We start from the raw sequence: 16,421 nt of genomic DNA, 5'->3' as shown, positions 1-16,421 counted from the left end.
GTGGAAGGTAGCCTTCGAGCAGTGGATTGAAAGATTGCAGCATACATATTTGTCGGCTGTTGTCGAGTAGGTTTCAACGGTTTTCCCCGTTACAGGAATAAGATATTAATAATGATTACAGTGATAATTTATTATAGTATCTGATGAGTGCAGACATTTGTCTGAATTTAGGTGGTACCACGGATATGAGCATATTCGCCCTAAGCGTAAAACAGTTGCGCTTAGGGCTTTTTCTATGCATGGGATGCATATATACATCCCGAGGCGTAAGTTTAGATTATCATGAACTTTACAGGAGGTATAAGATATGGAGATCAATGGAGCAAAGATGTTTGTAAAAGCGTTGCAGGAAGAGGGGGTAGACACTCTGTTCGCATACCCTGGTGGAACGGCGATAGACCTGTTTGATGCGTTGTATGATGCAGAAGGTATCGATATGATACTTCCAAGACACGAGCAGGCGCTTGTCCACGCAGCAGATGGATATGCACGTTCAACAGGAAGAGTTGGAGTGTGTCTGGTAACAAGTGGTCCGGGTGCGACAAACCTTGTAACGGGAATTGCCACAGCCAACTACGACAGCGTGCCACTGGTATGTTTTACAGGACAGGTTCCAATGAATCTTATTGGAAATGATGCTTTTCAGGAGGTTGATATAGTTGGAATCACAAGAAGCATATGTAAGTATGCAGTCACAGTAAGAAAGAGAGAAGATCTTGCAAGGATCATTAAAAATGCTTTTTACATAGCAAGAACCGGAAAGCCAGGTCCTGTAGTTGTTGATATTCCTAAGGATATACAGCTTGCCATGGGAAGTGACGAGTATCCTACAGAAGTAAATATCAGAGGTTACAAGCCTTCAGAGGGTGTACATGTTGGACAGATCAAGCGAGCCCTTGCGGAGCTTAAGAATGCAAAGAAGCCTGTGTTCCTCTGCGGCGGCGGAGTCAATATCGCACATGCGAGAAAAGAAATGCAGGAGCTTGCAGAGAAGACCGGTATACCTGTAGTTACTACAATTATGGGTAAGGGTGCTATACCTACTGACCATCCACTCTATGTCGGTAACATCGGTATGCATGGTAACATGGCATCCAACAAGGCTATCATGGAGAGCGATGTTCTCTTCTCAATCGGATGTAGATTCAATGACCGAATAACAGGTACTATAGATACATTTGCCAAGAATGCCAAGATCATACATGTTGATATAGATGCAGCGTCCATATCAAGAAATATAAAGGTAGATATACCTATCGTTGCTGATGCCAAGGTTGCCATATCCAAGATGCTTGAATATGCAGAACCTCTTGATATCAAAGGCTGGGTGGATGACATTATGAATGTCAAGGCTGAGTATCCTATCAACATGAACAGATATGATGGTGTGACCCCTGAGGCTATCATCAGAACCATAAACGATATGTACAGCAATCTCATCGTTACAACTGATGTTGGACAGAATCAGCTCTGGACAACGCAGTACATTGATATAGACGAGAACAAACAGCTCTTAACTTCTGGAGGCCTTGGAACCATGGGTTATGGATTTCCTGCCGCCATAGGCGCAAAGCTTGGCAACATGGATAAAGATGTTATCTGTATATCCGGAGACGGCGGAGTCCAGATGAACATTCAGGAGATGGCTACAGCTGTTGCGCTTGAGCTTCCTGTTACCCTATGTATACTGAACAACGGCTATCTCGGTAATGTGCGCCAGTGGCAGGAGCTGTTCTTCAATAAGAGATACAGCAGTACATGTCTCAGATACAGAAGAAGATGCAACAGAGACTGTCAGAATCCGGATAAATGCTGTCCAAAGTATTCTCCTGACTTTGTAAAACTGGCAGAGAGCTATGATGCAAAGGGCATCAGAGTTACAAAGCCTGAGGAAATCAGGCCGGCATTTGAGGCTGCCAGGGCAAATACAAACGGACCTACAGTTATAGAATTCTTCATCGATCCTACGGCCAACGTATTTCCTATGGTTCCGGGTGGAAAGTCACTGAATGACATGATACTTGACTGCTGAGATTGATAAATTGATTTTATATTGGTAATAGAATGTACATATATAGATTTGTATATTATCCAGATGAAAGGGGTATATAGAATGAGCGTAAAGAAGAGATGGATATGCCTGTTCGTAGAGAATGAGGTAGGTGTACTTGCAAGAATTTCAGGTTTGTTTTCAAGCAAATCATACAATATAGATACTATAACCGTTGGAGTAACCGAGGATGAGACAATATCCAGAATGACCATCGGTTTCACCAGTGATGACAGGACATTTGAGCAGGTGAAAAAGCAGCTCAACAGAAGTGTGGAGGTTATCAAGGTAGTTGACTACACTGATATAGCCATTCACAACAACGAGATTTTATTTGTCAAGGTCAACAGCTGTTCAAATGAGGATAAAGATGAAGTATTCAGAATTGCGAATGCATTTGGATACAAGATAACTGACTACAATAAGAAATCTGTGCTTGTAGAGTGCGTTCAGACTGATGCAAAGAATGACAATGCCATAAAACTGTTCAAGGAGAGTTTCCCTAACAGGATAGAAGTTGTAAGAGGCGGCAGTGTTGCAGTTGAAGCGATAAGCATGTCGGACAGATAGAACAACCGGCAAATAGCGGTCAAAATGATATTGCTGGTAAAATAGTCTGTAAAAAGATTATGAAAGGATCCGTAAAATAAAATGAAATTTGTAATACAGCGTGTCAATCACGCATCAGTCGAGGTAGATGGAAATGTGATAGGCAGCATCCAAAAAGGTCTTCTGGTGTTTGTCGGAGTATACGATTCGGATACCAGAGAGAGCGCTGACAAGATGATAAACAAACTTGTGAAGATGAGGATATTTGCCGATGAGAACGGCAAGACGAATCTTGATATAAACAGTGTGAAAGGACAGCTCCTGATCGTATCTCAGTTCACTCTGTGTGCAGACTGCCGGAAGGGCAACAGACCATCATTTACTGGTGCAGGAGCACCTGATATGGCCAATGAGATGTATGAGTATATAATTGAAAGATGCCGTGAGTTTGTGCCTGTGGTTGAACATGGAGAATTTGGCGCAGATATGAAAGTAGATCTGTCCAATGATGGGCCATTTACCATATTACTTGACAGTAATGAATTGTAATATATCCATGATTTGCCGAAAAAATTGTAATATATTGGGAAAATTTTATAAAATCCAACAATATTGTTGAAAAAATGAATATTTGTTAATATAATTACAAGTGGAGTTTCTATATGCAAAGGATAATATTATAGAGAGAACTAATACTGAAAAGGAGAACTATACAATGACAAAGGATCAGATTGAATCTAAAACCTTTAAAAAAGGACTTTTTGGATATAATAAGGATGAGGTTAACAGCTTCCTGCGCTCAGTTGCAGAAGATTATGCAGAACTTGAGACAAAGTATGCAGCTCTTGAGTCAGAGAACGAAGTGTCAAAGAAGAACCTTATGGAGAACAGCGTAAAGATTTATGAGCTTGAGAAGCAGCTCGAGCAGGCTGCTCCTGGTTCCAAGAAGGAAGCCAACGCAGCAAATGCTGAGGCTAACAAGATAATAAACGACGCTAAGAAGAAGGCTAACGAGGTTATCGCAAATGCAAAGGCTGAGCTTGCCAAGCTCAAGGAAGAGATGGAGACACTCAAGAGCGGATCAAGCGCAAAGGTTGCTGAGGCTGCAGATAAGGTTGAAGCTGCAGTTGAGGCGGATCCTATAACAAAGCTTAAGATGAAGTCGCAGGGCGGAGATGCACCTCAGAAGCTCAAGATGACACCAAAGGCTGCTCCAGAGGCAGAGCCAAAGCCGGCAGCATTCACAGGTAAGAGTGCTCAGGCTGCTCAGGAGGAAGAGGAAGAAGAGCTTATCATCGGAGAAGTTGAAGAGGGCGTTAAGCGTAATCAGGTACTTATCGGCGATGGCGATGAGGATGCAGATTTCGAGTTCTTATAAGATTGGGTGTTTATATGACGTATAAAGAATGCGTGGAGTGTATTGACGGCGTTCTCAGTTCTTTGGAATTGGCGGATATTGGTGATTGTTGTCTTCAGTTCAATGTTATCGGCAATGATAGTGGGGTGTTCTACATAGATATAAGGGATCATGTTGCCAGATTAACAGAGGATTCGGACAGGGAGTATAAGGTTAAATATGTATTTACAGTTCCAGTTCTTTCGAGACTTTTGAGAAGAGTTGTCGATCCGATGTATGCGTATACTACAAGTAAATATAAGATGATGGGAGATGTGTCTTTGGGAAGATGCATACTCGTCAAACTCTGCGAGGCTTCGGCCTGACAGATAAATAAAGAAAACCGGTGGTATCATGATAGATCCGCCGGTTTTCTCTTGTTGTATAAGCACAGCACGTGTAATTGTATAAGCGCGCAGGCTTAAAATGTATTTTTTACAGAAGATCAGCAACTTCTTTGAGAAGTCTCTCTGTCTTATCCCATCCAAGACAAGGATCTGTGATAGATTTACCATAGCATCCACCATCTACTGGCTGGTTGCCATCCTCAATATAACTCTCAACCATAACACCCTTTACAAGATTCTTGATCTCAGAATCGTAATTCCTGCTGTGGATTATCTCTTTGACAATTCTTGGCTGTTCAATAAATTTCTTGCCAGAATTATTGTGGTTGGCATCAACTATACATGCATGATTTACGAGGTTGAACTTCTTGTATGTGTCAGCAAGGAGCCTGAGATCCTCATAGTGATAATTGGATATAGATTGTCCATGCTTATTCAGTGCACCTCTCAATATACAATGTGTCAAAGGATTTCCGTCTGTATGTGCCTCCCATCCAGAATAGAGGAATGTGTGGTGATGCTGTCCTGCTATACAGGAATTCATCATAACGTTGTAGTCACCACTTGTAGGATTCTTCATACCTACAGGAACATCCATTCCACTTGCGGTAAGTCTGTGCTGCTGATCCTCAACAGAACGTGCGCCTATGGCAACGTAAGAGAGGATATCATCTACATACTGCCAGTTTTCTGAATAAAGCATCTCATCAGCAGCGGTGAGTCCTGTCTCCCTGATAGCTCTTATATGCATTTTTCTGATGGCGTAAAGGCCCTCGAGCATGTCTGATGCCTTTGTAGGATCAGGCTGATGGAGCATTCCTTTGTAACCATCACCAGTAGTTCTTGGCTTGTTAGTATATATACGTGGAATGACCAGTATCTTATCCTTAACTTCATCTGCAACCTTTGCAAGACGATTCTGATAATCGCAAACAGCATCCTCATTATCTGCTGAACAAGGTCCGATGATAAATATAAATCGGTCATCATCGCCTACGAAAATTTTTCTGATCTCTTCATCTCTTCTGGCTTTGATGGCTTTCAACTCGCTTGAAAGAGGGTATAGTTCCTTGATCTCATCGCCAGTTGGTACTCGTTTAACTAATTTCATACTCATGAAACATGTCCTCCTTTTTTCTAGCCATTGATTATATCAGAAAAACTTTACAAAATAAAGAAAATAATACTATATTGGTGGGATAAAAAGTCATATTGCCGGATAAATGCATAATATAATATATAAACAGAAACTGAAAGAGGAGTTGTATGCAGCATTTTCCGGATAGAAAAAAGATGGGCAGGAAGAAAAATATCAGAAGATTATCTGTTATAACGGTACTCATCTTTATCATATTTGCAAACACAATGAGTACGAATCTTATGGTATATGCAGAGGAACAGACAGAGACTCAGGCGGCAGACCAGACAGAAGTTCTGGAGGTGGAATCTCCAAGCTGTATACTCGTTGAGGCATCCACAGGTCAGGTGTTATTTGAGAAAAACTGTGATGAAGCCATGGCTCCGGCTTCGGTTACAAAGGTTATGACGCTTCTTCTGGCTTTTGAGGCGATAGAGGCCGGACAAATGACTCTTGATGATATTGTAACTGTGAGTGAACATGCTGCGTCCATGGGCGGATCGCAATGCTTCTTTGAGGCAGGAGAAGAACAGACTGTTGAAGATATGATAAAGTGTATTATAATTGCATCCGGAAACGATGCGGCTGTTGCCATGGCGGAAAAGGTTGCCGGAAGCGAAGAAGCGTTTGTGAAAAAGATGAATGAGAGGGCTGCTGAGCTGGGGATGACAAATGCAAGTTTCAAAAATGCGTGTGGCCTGGATGCGGATGGACATAAAATGTCAGCAAGGGATATCTCCATAATGTCCAGAGAACTCATAACAAAATATCCTGCCATCTTTGATTATTCAGGCATATGGATGGATTCGATCATACATAAAACACGAAGGGGCGAGAGTCAGTTTGATCTCGTCAACACAAATAAATTTTTGAATATGTATACAGGAGCAACCGGTCTTAAGACAGGTTTCACAAATACCGCAAAATATTGCATGTCGGCGACTGCTGAGAGGGACGGCATACAGCTTATTGCTGTCATCATGGGAGCTGATACAAAGGATATCAGAAACAAAGACGCCTGCAGGCTGCTTGATTATGGATATTCGATGTGCCAGAAATATACAGATCTGAATATTCTTCAGGAAAAAGAGATTTCCATAGACAATGGCACCGAAAGTTGTGTTACAATTAAGACCGACTCACAATTCACCGGGATCCTGCTTGCGGGAGAACACGCGGAGGATGTGAAGAAGAAACTGGAGATGAGAGATCCTCTGACTGCCCCGGTTGACAGTGGTGAAGAGCTTGGAAAGATGAGCTATTATATTGGCGAGAGGTGCATCGGTTCAGTGCCGATATATGCGGTGGAGAAGGTTGATTCCATGAGTATGAAGTACGCTTTCGTTAAAGTGCTCAAGTTACAATTTACATATTGAGGTTAAATACATGAAGATTTTTTTAGTTGTAGTTATCGTACTATGCATTATAACGCTTGTTAATGTTTTGATAGAGAGTTACCGCGAAAACAGAAGAATCTCGTTTTCAAATTATCAACTGCATGACAGGAGAATAAGAAAAAAAGCCCGGATAGTCATGATATCAGATCTCCACAATGCGGAATTTGGAAAGGACAACGAGAAGCTTATAAGCTGTATAGAAAAGATCAATCCGGATTTCATACTGGTGGCGGGGGATATAATAGTCGGGAAGCCGGGACTTACAGTAGATATAGGTATACATTTCCTGAATGAACTTGGCAAGCGTTTTCCTGTGTATATGGGAAAAGGAAATCATGAGATGCGCGCATCCATATATGAAAAATATGGTGATATGTGGAACAGGTTATATGAAGGAACAAAAGATAACATCACCTGGCTTATAAATGAAAGTGTTCATCTTGATGAATACAATGTCACGATATACGGACTTGACATGAAGACGGAATATTACAGAAGATTCAAAAAGCTCGATATGGATGAAGAGTATCTGCTGAATGAACTTCCACCGATAAGCAGATCCGATTACAATATACTTATAGGACATGATCCCGATTATTTTGAAGAATATTCCAGATGGGGCGCTGATCTTACTGTATCCGGCCATGTACATGGCGGACTTGTGATCCTGCCATTTCTCGGAGGCGTGATATCGCCTATGATCAGACTGTTTCCGAAATACTATAAGGGGTTATATTCCTGCGATGGACATAATATGATAGTCAGTGCAGGACTCGGACTTCACACTATCCGAATCAGAGTTAATAACGAACCGGATCTGGTGACCATCAATTTGTCCAGATAACAGTGCGTTAGCCTATTATATTTAAACATAATTAAGAGTTGAATTATAGCAATATAGCATATAATATTATGTATGTTGGACATAAGTTCGCATGGAATTATGTGCGAAGGGGAAGAGCGTGATTTTATGAACAATAACACAGATGATAACAATATAGATAAAGATAATGTGAACACTGATGCCACTGAAGAGACAGTTGCTGAAGAGATAGTTGCTGAAGAGAAAATATTCGGGGGGACAGAGACCGAACCGGAGACTGCGGCATCGGATGCAGCCATTCCCGATGGAGCAGGGATACCGATATTCCCAGATAATGAAGCTTCTGATGAAGCGGACGAACCGGATGACAAGCCTGCAAAAAAGACTCACAGAGCTTTGAAGATCACGGCGGCTATATTTGGAGCGGTGGTCGTATGTACATATATAGTTATATCGATATGGTTCATGTTCCATTACAACTACAAGACATACATCAATGATATAGACTATTCGTTTTACTCACTTGATGATGTCGATGCATACATAGAGAGTTACATACAGGATTATTCCCTCACACTCAAGCTCAGGGGCGGTGAGGAACATGTCATAAAACCAGAAGATATATCGCTTGATATAAAGCCGAATATAACAGCTAAGAAGATCATAAGCGAACAAAATGGTTTTCTCTGGCCTTATTACATGCTAAAGAGAAAAGATTATGACCTTTACTATTCAGCGTCGTATAACAAGGATGCTCTCGAGAAGCTTTTGAAGAGCTATGACAGTCTTGATGAGTCCAAGATGGAGAAACCGGAAGATGCCTATGTTACGATCAAGGATGGAGAATCAACAATTATTCCTGAATCTGAAGGAAATTATCTTGATTTTGACAGATTATGCTGTATAATAGATGAGGCGATTGTTAAAGGTGAATCCGTGCTTGATGTATCGGAAAGTGACGCATACGAGAGTCCTGAGCTCACAGCCGACAGTGAAGGGATAGTAAATGAGCAGAAGGAACTTGCAAAAATCCTTGAGATGACCATTACATACGAGATAGATCAGGTGTCATGGAGGCTTACCAGCAAGGAATATGGCGACTGGATCAGCAACGTAAAAGGAAAATGGAAATTCTCAGAAGACAAGGTGCGTGAGTATGTCGAGAATATCGCAAGCAGATACGATACATACGGTGTGCCGAGAAATTTCAGAACTCATAATGGTGATGTCATCACTCTGGCGAATACCTGGTATGGCTGGATGATCGATGTGGACGGTGAGACAGAAGAGCTCATGAAGCTTCTTGAAGCCGGAGAGTCTACAACACATACACCGCCGTTTGACTGCTACGCTGCAGTTTATCACGATGGCGGCGATGATATCGGTGATTCATATATCGAATGTGATTTTGGCCAGCAGCATGTATATGCATATGTAGACGGCAATCTTGTGTGGGATTCCGACTGCGTAACCGGAAGCCTTGCAAACAATGGCAAATACAGAACACCTGAAGGTGTATATACGATCCTGTATAAGAAGACACCTGCTGTGCTTATCGGCGATGACTATGAGACTCCTGTAACATACTGGATGCCATTCATAGGCGAGCTGGGAATCGGATTCCATGATGCATCGTGGAGAAGTTCATTCGGCGGTGATATATACAAGAACAGCGGATCCCATGGATGTGTAAATCTTCCTGTATCCGCGGCAGAACAGTTGTTTAATATAGTATATGACGGAATGCCTGTCATCTGCTATTATTAAAGTGTAATTGGAGACGTACCCAAGAGGTTGAAGGGTCCGCACTCGAAATGCGGTAGGTCGGGCAACCGGCGCGAGGGTTCAAATCCCTCCGTCTCCGTTATAATTTATATAGATCCTGGTCAGGAATAATATCCTGACCTTGTTTTGTATTATGGGGGTGATGATTTGGTAACATACGATCAGTTGACGGAGGCTGCCTCGTATTTGAGACATGCGATAGGAGATGTTCCTGATATAGCCTTTATCCTGGGCAGTGGTCTGGGACATATGGCGGACGTTATTGAGAACCCTGTGTATGTGGATTACGGAGATATTCCACATTTTCCTGTATCTACAGTAGCAGGACACAGAGGCCGCTTCGTATACGGATGTATCCACGGGAAAAAGGTCCTTATCATGCAGGGACGGGTTCATTATTATGAAGGATACGATATGAGCCAGGTTGTCATGCCTGTCCGTGTCATAGGGCTGCTTGGTGTAGATAAACTTCTGCTCACAAATGCTGCAGGCGGAATATCTGAGAAGCTTGAGCCGGGCGATATCATGATGATAAGTGATCACATTTCAACATTTGTACCATCGCCACTCATTTGCAGTTACTACAATAAATTGGGTGTGAGATTTCCCGATATGACACATGTCTACGATGTGGAGCTGAATAGCTATATCAGAGAAGCATTTGCTGAAAATGATATTGATTTCAGGTCGGGTGTATATATTCAGGTCACCGGTCCTCAGTATGAGACTCCTGCAGAGATAAGAATGTTTGCGGGAATGGGGGCAGATGCAGTTGGAATGAGCACTGTATGTGAAGCCATAGCTGCAAGACATATGGGAATGCGTGTCGCAGGTCTTTCCTCAATATGCAACAAAGCTGCAGGCCTCGGCGGAGAGCTTTCGCACGAGGAGATCATTGCGGCGGGCGATGAAGCGTCAGGAAGACTTGTTCGTATCATAGACTCATTTATACAGAAAATATAATTATGGAGATCATATATGGATGTAATATTGTACACTGATGGATCTGCCAGAGGCAATCCAAATGGACCTGGTGGATATGGCGCTGTTCTTCAGTTTATCGATGCAAAGGGACAGCTTCATGAGAGAGAATACAGCCAGGGATATATAAAGACAACAAACAATAGAATGGAGCTTATGGCGGCGATAGTCGGGCTTGAGGCTCTTATAAAGCCATGTAATGTGAAATTGTATTCAGATTCACAGTATCTGTGCAACGCATTTAACCAGCACTGGATAGAGGGCTGGATCAAAAAAGGCTGGAAGCGCGGCAAGAATGAACCGGTCAAAAACCGGGATTTGTGGGAACGTCTGCTTGCAGCAAAAGCACCACACAACGTGGAATTCCTGTGGGTCAAGGGTCATGCCGGCAACCCTGGAAATGAGAGATGTGACATGCTTGCAACAGCAGCCGCAGACGGCGATGGAAAAATAACTGATGAAGGTCTGGATCAGGCCTGAGTACGAGGAGATAAGACATGAAAAAGACAGATTTCAGAAAACTGTTTGATGATAAGATACTTATACTTGATGGAGCCACAGGAACAAATCTTATGAATGCAGGCATGCCTCTTGGCGTGTGCCCCGAGAAATGGATACTTGAACATCCACAGATAATGTTTGACCTCCAGGTTGCATATCTGAACGCCGGCACAGATATTCTGTATGCTCCAACCTTTACATGTAACAGGATAAAACTCAACGAGTATGGGCTTGCCGATGACCTTGAGGACATGAACAGAAGACTTGTAAAATTGTCTAAGGAAGCGGTCAAGGCTGCAGGCCATGGCCTTGTGGCGGGCGATATCACCATGACCGGCGAGATGCTCTATCCTATGGGAAAACTGAAGTTTGAAGAGCTGGTCGACGTGTATAAGGAACAGATAAAGGTCATAGACGAGAGTGGTTGTGACCTGCTTGTGGTCGAGACCATGATGAGCCTCGCTGAGACCAGAGCTGCGGTTATTGCGGCAAATGAAGTGTCAGATCTCCCTATAATCGCCAGCCTTACATTCAACGAGGATGGACGTACCCTGTATGGAACCGATCCTGTGACAGCAGTAAATGTTCTTCAGAATCTTGGAGTGGCAGCTATAGGTGTAAACTGTTCCACAGGCCCTGATAAGATGGTCGAGCTTGTTAGACAGATGAAGAGCATCGCATTTATCCCTGTATTTGCAAAGCCGAACGCCGGAATGCCGGAGCTTGTAAATGATAAAAGCGTATATCGGATGACCCCTGAGGAATTTGCTGAAGATATGAAGATGATAATCGAGGCCGGGGCCGGAATGGTTGGTGGCTGTTGCGGTACAAGACCTGAACACATAAAGGCTCTTGCTGATATGGCTTCCAAGATGCCTGTTCCTGAGATAAGTTCAGAGCATGTCAGATGTATATCATCTGAGCGTTCATCTCTCATAATAGATCTGGATGCTCCGTTTAAGGTTGTTGGAGAGAGAATCAACCCGACTGGAAAGAAGAAGCTTCAGGCTGAGCTCAGGGAGGGATCTCTTGAGCTTGTCATGAATATGGCCGAAGAGCAGGTAGATAAAGGCGCTTCAATACTTGATATCAATGTCGGTATGAATGGTATCGATGAGAGGGATATGATGCTTAAGGTAGTATATCAGGTATCGCAGGCTGTAAACCTTCCGTTATGCCTTGATTCCAGCTCACCAGAGGTACTTGAAGCGGCACTTCGTATCTATCCGGGACGTGCGCTTGTCAATTCAGTATCCCTTGAGAAGGTGAAGATGGAAGAGATACTGCCTCTTGTAAAGAAGTACGGAGCTATGTTTATTCTTCTTCCTCTGTCGGATAAGGGGCTTCCGGAGAGTCCACAGGAGAAGGAGGACATAATCAACACGGTGCTTGGCACTGCGTATGAGATGGGATTTACGAAGAATGATGTGGTTGTGGACGGACTTGTTGCAACGGTCGGTGCCCAGAAGGACGCTGCCATCAACTGCCTGAAAACCATAAACTACTGTTATAACAACGGACTTGCAACCATCTGTGGTCTGTCCAACATTTCATTTGGACTCCCTGAGAGAATGTTTGTAAATACAGCATTCCTCACCATGGCTATTTCTCGTGGACTTACGATGGCTATAGCAAATCCTTCCCAGACCATGCTTATGAATGCTGCATTTGCTTCTGATATGCTGCTTTTCAAGGAGGAGAGCGATGTCCGTTATATTGAGAATGTCAAACCTCTTGAGCTTGCCTCACCGGGAGCGGGTGCATCCGGCGGCAAAGCAGGATCTGATCTGGAAGGAAAAAGTCAGATTTATATAGATGTTCTCAAGGGAAATAAGAGAACCATACTTGACGATGTACATGCTGTGCTTGACAGCGGAGCTGATCCCCAGTCCATCATAGATAACGATCTGATAGGTGCGATAAATGAGGTTGGACGACTCTTCGAGAAGAAAAAATATTTCCTGCCACAGCTCATATCAAGTGCTGAGACCATGGAGATGGCGATAGGTGTTATAAGTCCACTTGTTCTGAAGGACAAGGACAGCTCTGATATGCCTACCATAGTCGTGGCGACAGTTGAGGGCGATATACATGATATAGGTAAGAACCTCGTGGTTCTTATGCTCAGAAACTATGGATTTAATGTTATAGATCTCGGCAAGGATGTTCCTTGTGATGTGATAATACAAGCGGCAAAGGATAATAACGCCAGCATAATCGGACTGTCAGCCCTCATGACAACCACCATGGTCAAGATGAAGGATGTTGTTGAAGCTGTGAAGGAGAATGGCCTGGACAGTAAAGTTGTTATAGGCGGTGCAGTTATAACCGAGAGCTACGCCGAGGAGATCGGTGCGGATGGATATTCCGAGGATGCGGCAAACTGCGTGGTTGTAGTCAAGAATCTTTTGGGCATAGAGTAAATATTTGGAAAAATCCGGATATCTCACTATAAGTTTTGGGGTATTTGTAAATACACAACAAAAATTATCAGAAATAACAGATAAAAATAATTACAAAATTCACGTTATAAATTGACATTAAAGTGGTTTATAACTATAATAATTTAGTACATTTTAAAGAGACGAGTTGAAAGGTGGTACATATAGATGGGTAATATTGTTTTGTCACTGCTTGTTGACAACACATCGGGAGTTTTGAGCAGAGTGTCAGGACTGTTCAGTAGAAGAGGTTATAACATTGACAGTGTGACAGTAGGAGAGACTGAGAATCCCGCTTATTCCAGAATGACTGTTGCAGTTAGCGGCGATGAAGCCAGCCTTATCCAGATCAAGAAACAGCTCAACAAGCTTGAGGATGTAGTGGATATAGTGGAGCTTGAGCCTGGCAAGTCTGTGTGCAGAGAGCTCGTTCTTGTCAAGGTTAAAGCGAATCCGTCCGAGAGAAAGGATATTATCTCAGTTGCAGATATTTTCAGAGCAAATATAGTTGACGTTTCAAAAGATTCGGTTATTATAGAACTTACGGGAACAACAACCAAGTGTGAGGCGTTCCTCAGACTGCTCGATGGACATGAGATAGTTGAGCTTGTACGCACAGGTCTCACAGGTCTCATCAGAGGTTAATACGTTTTTAATTATCCAAGTGGTAGTTAATATATAAGTCATTTTATACATATTTAGGAGGATTAAAGAAATGGCAGAAGCAAAGATTTATTATCAGCAGGATTGCAATCTTTCATTACTTGATGGAAAGACAATCGCAATCATAGGATATGGTAGTCAGGGTCATGCACATGCCCTCAACGCTAAGGAGTCAGGATGCAATGTCATCATCGGTCTTTACGAGGGAAGCAAGTCATGGGCTAAGGCTGAGGCACAGGGATTTAAGGTATACACAGCCGCTGAGGCTGCAAAGCAGGCTGATATAATTATGATTCTTATCAACGATGAGTTACAGGCAGATATGTACAAGAAGGATATCGAGCCAAACCTTGAGCCAGGTAACATGCTTATGTTCGCTCATGGTTTCAACATTCACTTCGGTTGTATCAAGCCACCAAAGGATGTTGACGTAACAATGATTGCTCCAAAGGCACCTGGACACACAGTACGTTCAGAGTACCAGGCAGGAAAGGGTACACCTTGTCTTGTTGCTGTAGAGCAGGATGCTACAGGTAAGGCACTTGACCTTGCACTTGCATATGCACTTGCAATCGGTGGAGCAAGAGCCGGCGTTCTTGAGACAACATTCAGAACAGAGACAGAGACAGACCTCTTCGGTGAGCAGGCAGTCCTTTGTGGTGGTGTTTGTGCACTTATGCAGGCTGGTTTCGAGACACTTTGCGAGGCTGGTTATGATCCAAGAAACGCATACTTCGAGTGTATCCATGAGATGAAGCTTATCGTAGACCTTATCTACCAGTCAGGATTCGCTGGAATGAGATATTCAATCTCTAACACAGCAGAGTACGGTGACTATATAACAGGTCCTAAGATCGTTACAGCAGAGACAAAGAAGGCTATGAAGCAGATCCTTAAGGACATCCAGGATGGTTCATTTGCTAAGGAGTTCCTCCTTGACATGTCACCAGCAGGACGTCAGGTTCACTTCAAGGCTATGAGAAAGCTTGCTTCAGAGCATCCATCAGAGAAGGTTGGAGAGCAGATCAGAGCACTTTATAGCTGGAACAACGAGTCAGACAAGCTTATCAACAACTAATTTCTGGTTATATATTTAAACGTATACACTTTACCCGGTAATTACTGCATGCAGTGGTTGCCGGGTATTTTTTTTGAGGGCCGTATCCGCACTGGATACAGGCAGCCGCTATGATAACCAGTGCAGCAACACCTCATTTTACTTTGAATGGATTTTGTGATAGTATATATAAAGTATTGCGTTAGATTTGGAGGCGTATCGATATGGGTAAGCAGCTTACAAAAAAAGACATCGAAAAGATGGAACAGGAGATCGAATATAGAAAATGTGTAGTCAGGAAGGAGAAGCTTGAAGCCGTAAAGGAGGCCAGAGCTCAGGGGGATCTCAGTGAGAATTTCGAATATTATGCAGCAAAGAAAGACAAGAATGCCAATGAGCGAAGAATCAGATATCTGGACAGGCTTGTCAGGACTGCAGATATAATAGATGATACTTCAGCAGACGATGAGGTTGGAATTGATAACACGGTAACCGTTTATTTTGAGGATGACGACGAGGAGGAAACATACAGAGTTGTCACAAGCGTTCGTGCTGATGTGCTTGACGGAAGGGTGAGCAACGTATCACCTATAGGCAGGGCGATCATGGGACACAAGGTTGGCGACAGAGTCCAGGTCGTTCCAGAGAAGGGTGAACCGTATTATCTAGTCATAAGAAAGATTGAAAACACACAGGATGATGGATCATTTGAGATTAACTAGGTGGATCATATGAATTGTTTGGAAGCACAGTCAAAGATAATGGCGTTTATTGAGAATAAACTCCCTGACGATGAACTCAGAGAGTTTATTAAGCATGTCAGATCATGCAAAAACTGCTATGAAGAGCTGGATATCTATTACACGCTTATAGTTGGTATGAAACAACTGGACGAGTCTGATAATATATCTACAGATTTTAAGAATGCCCTGGATAAGCATCTTGAGGAAGAGATGAACAGACTTACCACGGTAAAGAGAATAGCAAATTCCACGATACTGGTCGGAATTGCAGCTGTTGTTGCCGGACTTATATGGCTGTACAGCGGTGCTCTTGACAAGGTCTACAACTATGAACAGAATTCCAAACTCAGTGAGCAACCTGAATACTATTATGCTGAATTCTTTGGCTCAAGACTTTTGGACGATTCCCGCTATGATCTCAGTGATATCGACAGATATTACGAAGAACAAAACAAAGTCAGGGATGAAAGTACGGAATTTATGCAGAATATCAAAAAATATAATGCAAATCATAAGGGTATCGAATAGTCAGAATACTCTATGGCGAGCG

16 protein-coding genes, 1 tRNA gene and 1 other annotated feature (1 of these 18 cut by a window edge) are annotated in these 16,421 nt (G+C 42.8%); of the genes, 16 read left to right on the top strand and 1 reads right to left on the bottom strand.

Annotated elements, in window-relative coordinates:
* Positions 1 to 206 (top strand) — a binding site (T-box leader); it begins 83 nt to the left of the window's first position.
* Between the two features lie 101 nt (positions 207 to 307).
* From ilvB to DXB91_RS00225, 5 genes are all read left to right on the top strand, one after another.
* On the top strand, positions 308 to 2,032 hold the full coding sequence (ilvB, locus tag DXB91_RS00245) for a biosynthetic-type acetolactate synthase large subunit (RefSeq protein WP_022216433.1): 1,725 nt from the start codon (positions 308 to 310) through the stop codon (positions 2,030 to 2,032).
* 81 nt (positions 2,033 to 2,113) lie between these two features.
* Positions 2,114 to 2,620: an acetolactate synthase small subunit gene (gene ilvN, locus DXB91_RS00240; RefSeq protein ID WP_022058961.1), complete on the top strand. Its 507-nt coding sequence runs from the start codon at positions 2,114 to 2,116 to the stop codon at positions 2,618 to 2,620.
* A gap of 81 nt (positions 2,621 to 2,701) precedes the next feature.
* Positions 2,702 to 3,148 carry a D-aminoacyl-tRNA deacylase gene (gene dtd / locus DXB91_RS00235; protein ID WP_118016541.1) on the top strand — a complete coding sequence of 149 codons (447 nt, stop codon included), beginning with the start codon at positions 2,702 to 2,704 and terminating at the stop codon, positions 3,146 to 3,148.
* A gap of 166 nt (positions 3,149 to 3,314) precedes the next feature.
* Positions 3,315 to 3,977 carry a DivIVA domain-containing protein gene (locus DXB91_RS00230; RefSeq protein ID WP_117548939.1) on the top strand — a complete coding sequence of 221 codons (663 nt, stop codon included), beginning with the start codon at positions 3,315 to 3,317 and terminating at the stop codon, positions 3,975 to 3,977.
* A gap of 14 nt (positions 3,978 to 3,991) precedes the next feature.
* Entirely contained in the window at positions 3,992 to 4,321 is a 330-nt protein-coding gene (locus DXB91_RS00225; RefSeq protein ID WP_117548940.1) for a hypothetical protein, read from the top strand.
* A gap of 109 nt (positions 4,322 to 4,430) precedes the next feature.
* Here DXB91_RS00225 and DXB91_RS00220 read toward each other — a convergent pair whose 3' ends face one another.
* Complete coding sequence (locus DXB91_RS00220; RefSeq protein WP_022216437.1) at positions 4,431 to 5,459, bottom strand: 3-deoxy-7-phosphoheptulonate synthase; 1,029 nt, start codon at positions 5,457 to 5,459, stop codon at positions 4,431 to 4,433.
* A 149-nt stretch (positions 5,460 to 5,608) separates the two neighbouring features.
* On the opposite strand from DXB91_RS00220, the gene DXB91_RS00215 reads away from it, so the two are divergent.
* From DXB91_RS00215 to DXB91_RS00165, 11 genes are all read left to right on the top strand, one after another.
* The gene (locus DXB91_RS00215) at positions 5,609 to 6,856 is read left to right on the top strand and encodes a D-alanyl-D-alanine carboxypeptidase family protein (protein WP_118016540.1); all 1,248 of its coding nucleotides are present in this window, start codon (positions 5,609 to 5,611) and stop codon (positions 6,854 to 6,856) included.
* Between the two features lie 10 nt (positions 6,857 to 6,866).
* Positions 6,867 to 7,721, top strand: a complete 855-nt coding sequence (locus DXB91_RS00210; protein ID WP_242992604.1) for a metallophosphoesterase — start codon at positions 6,867 to 6,869, stop codon at positions 7,719 to 7,721.
* 126 nt (positions 7,722 to 7,847) lie between these two features.
* Positions 7,848 to 9,467, top strand: coding sequence for a L,D-transpeptidase family protein (locus tag DXB91_RS00205; RefSeq protein ID WP_158564560.1), 1,620 nt, complete (start codon positions 7,848 to 7,850; stop codon positions 9,465 to 9,467).
* Positions 9,468 to 9,476: 9 nt separating this feature from the next.
* Positions 9,477 to 9,564, top strand: a tRNA-Ser gene (locus DXB91_RS00200).
* 68 nt (positions 9,565 to 9,632) lie between these two features.
* On the top strand, positions 9,633 to 10,448 hold the full coding sequence (locus DXB91_RS00195; protein ID WP_242849647.1) for a purine-nucleoside phosphorylase: 816 nt from the start codon (positions 9,633 to 9,635) through the stop codon (positions 10,446 to 10,448).
* Between the two features lie 15 nt (positions 10,449 to 10,463).
* The gene (gene rnhA, locus DXB91_RS00190) at positions 10,464 to 10,946 is read left to right on the top strand and encodes a ribonuclease HI (protein WP_022216442.1); all 483 of its coding nucleotides are present in this window, start codon (positions 10,464 to 10,466) and stop codon (positions 10,944 to 10,946) included.
* 17 nt (positions 10,947 to 10,963) lie between these two features.
* Positions 10,964 to 13,390, top strand: coding sequence for a homocysteine S-methyltransferase family protein (locus DXB91_RS00185; RefSeq protein WP_117548945.1), 2,427 nt, complete (start codon positions 10,964 to 10,966; stop codon positions 13,388 to 13,390).
* 186 nt (positions 13,391 to 13,576) lie between these two features.
* The gene (gene ilvN / locus DXB91_RS00180; protein WP_015534958.1) at positions 13,577 to 14,053 is read left to right on the top strand and encodes an acetolactate synthase small subunit; all 477 of its coding nucleotides are present in this window, start codon (positions 13,577 to 13,579) and stop codon (positions 14,051 to 14,053) included.
* A 70-nt stretch (positions 14,054 to 14,123) separates the two neighbouring features.
* On the top strand, positions 14,124 to 15,149 hold the full coding sequence (gene ilvC, locus DXB91_RS00175) for a ketol-acid reductoisomerase (protein WP_015534957.1): 1,026 nt from the start codon (positions 14,124 to 14,126) through the stop codon (positions 15,147 to 15,149).
* 203 nt (positions 15,150 to 15,352) lie between these two features.
* The gene (gene greA, locus DXB91_RS00170) at positions 15,353 to 15,850 is read left to right on the top strand and encodes a transcription elongation factor GreA (protein WP_015534956.1); all 498 of its coding nucleotides are present in this window, start codon (positions 15,353 to 15,355) and stop codon (positions 15,848 to 15,850) included.
* A gap of 9 nt (positions 15,851 to 15,859) precedes the next feature.
* Complete coding sequence (locus DXB91_RS00165; RefSeq protein ID WP_022216444.1) at positions 15,860 to 16,399, top strand: anti-sigma factor family protein; 540 nt, start codon at positions 15,860 to 15,862, stop codon at positions 16,397 to 16,399.
* Positions 16,400 to 16,421: the final 22 nt, after the last annotated feature.

It is taken from the genome of Coprococcus sp. OM06-34AC, assembly GCF_003462545.1.
GTDB lineage: Bacteria > Bacillota > Clostridia > Lachnospirales > Lachnospiraceae > Coprococcus > Coprococcus aceti.
This window is presented reverse-complemented; position numbering and strand designations above follow the sequence as displayed.

Bases quoted from the DNA above. Each gene is read 5' to 3' on its own strand.
- DXB91_RS00185 (WP_117548945.1), top strand. From the start codon at position 10,964: ATGAAAAAGACAGATTTCAGAAAACTGTTTGATGATAAGATACTTATA.
- DXB91_RS00210 (WP_242992604.1), top strand. From the start codon at position 6,867: ATGAAGATTTTTTTAGTTGTAGTTATCGTACTATGCATTATAACGCTT.
- DXB91_RS00225 (WP_117548940.1), top strand. From the start codon at position 3,992: ATGACGTATAAAGAATGCGTGGAGTGTATTGACGGCGTTCTCAGTTCT.
- DXB91_RS00205 (WP_158564560.1), top strand. From the start codon at position 7,848: ATGAACAATAACACAGATGATAACAATATAGATAAAGATAATGTGAAC.
- DXB91_RS00230 (WP_117548939.1), top strand. From the start codon at position 3,315: ATGACAAAGGATCAGATTGAATCTAAAACCTTTAAAAAAGGACTTTTT.
- ilvN (WP_022058961.1), top strand. From the start codon at position 2,114: ATGAGCGTAAAGAAGAGATGGATATGCCTGTTCGTAGAGAATGAGGTA.
- rnhA (WP_022216442.1), top strand. From the start codon at position 10,464: ATGGATGTAATATTGTACACTGATGGATCTGCCAGAGGCAATCCAAAT.
- dtd (WP_118016541.1), top strand. From the start codon at position 2,702: ATGAAATTTGTAATACAGCGTGTCAATCACGCATCAGTCGAGGTAGAT.
- ilvC (WP_015534957.1), top strand. From the start codon at position 14,124: ATGGCAGAAGCAAAGATTTATTATCAGCAGGATTGCAATCTTTCATTA.
- greA (WP_015534956.1), top strand. From the start codon at position 15,353: ATGGGTAAGCAGCTTACAAAAAAAGACATCGAAAAGATGGAACAGGAG.
- ilvN (WP_015534958.1), top strand. From the start codon at position 13,577: ATGGGTAATATTGTTTTGTCACTGCTTGTTGACAACACATCGGGAGTT.
- DXB91_RS00165 (WP_022216444.1), top strand. From the start codon at position 15,860: ATGAATTGTTTGGAAGCACAGTCAAAGATAATGGCGTTTATTGAGAAT.
- ilvB (WP_022216433.1), top strand. From the start codon at position 308: ATGGAGATCAATGGAGCAAAGATGTTTGTAAAAGCGTTGCAGGAAGAG.
- DXB91_RS00220 (WP_022216437.1), bottom strand. From the start codon at position 5,459: ATGAGTATGAAATTAGTTAAACGAGTACCAACTGGCGATGAGATCAAG.
- DXB91_RS00215 (WP_118016540.1), top strand. From the start codon at position 5,609: ATGCAGCATTTTCCGGATAGAAAAAAGATGGGCAGGAAGAAAAATATC.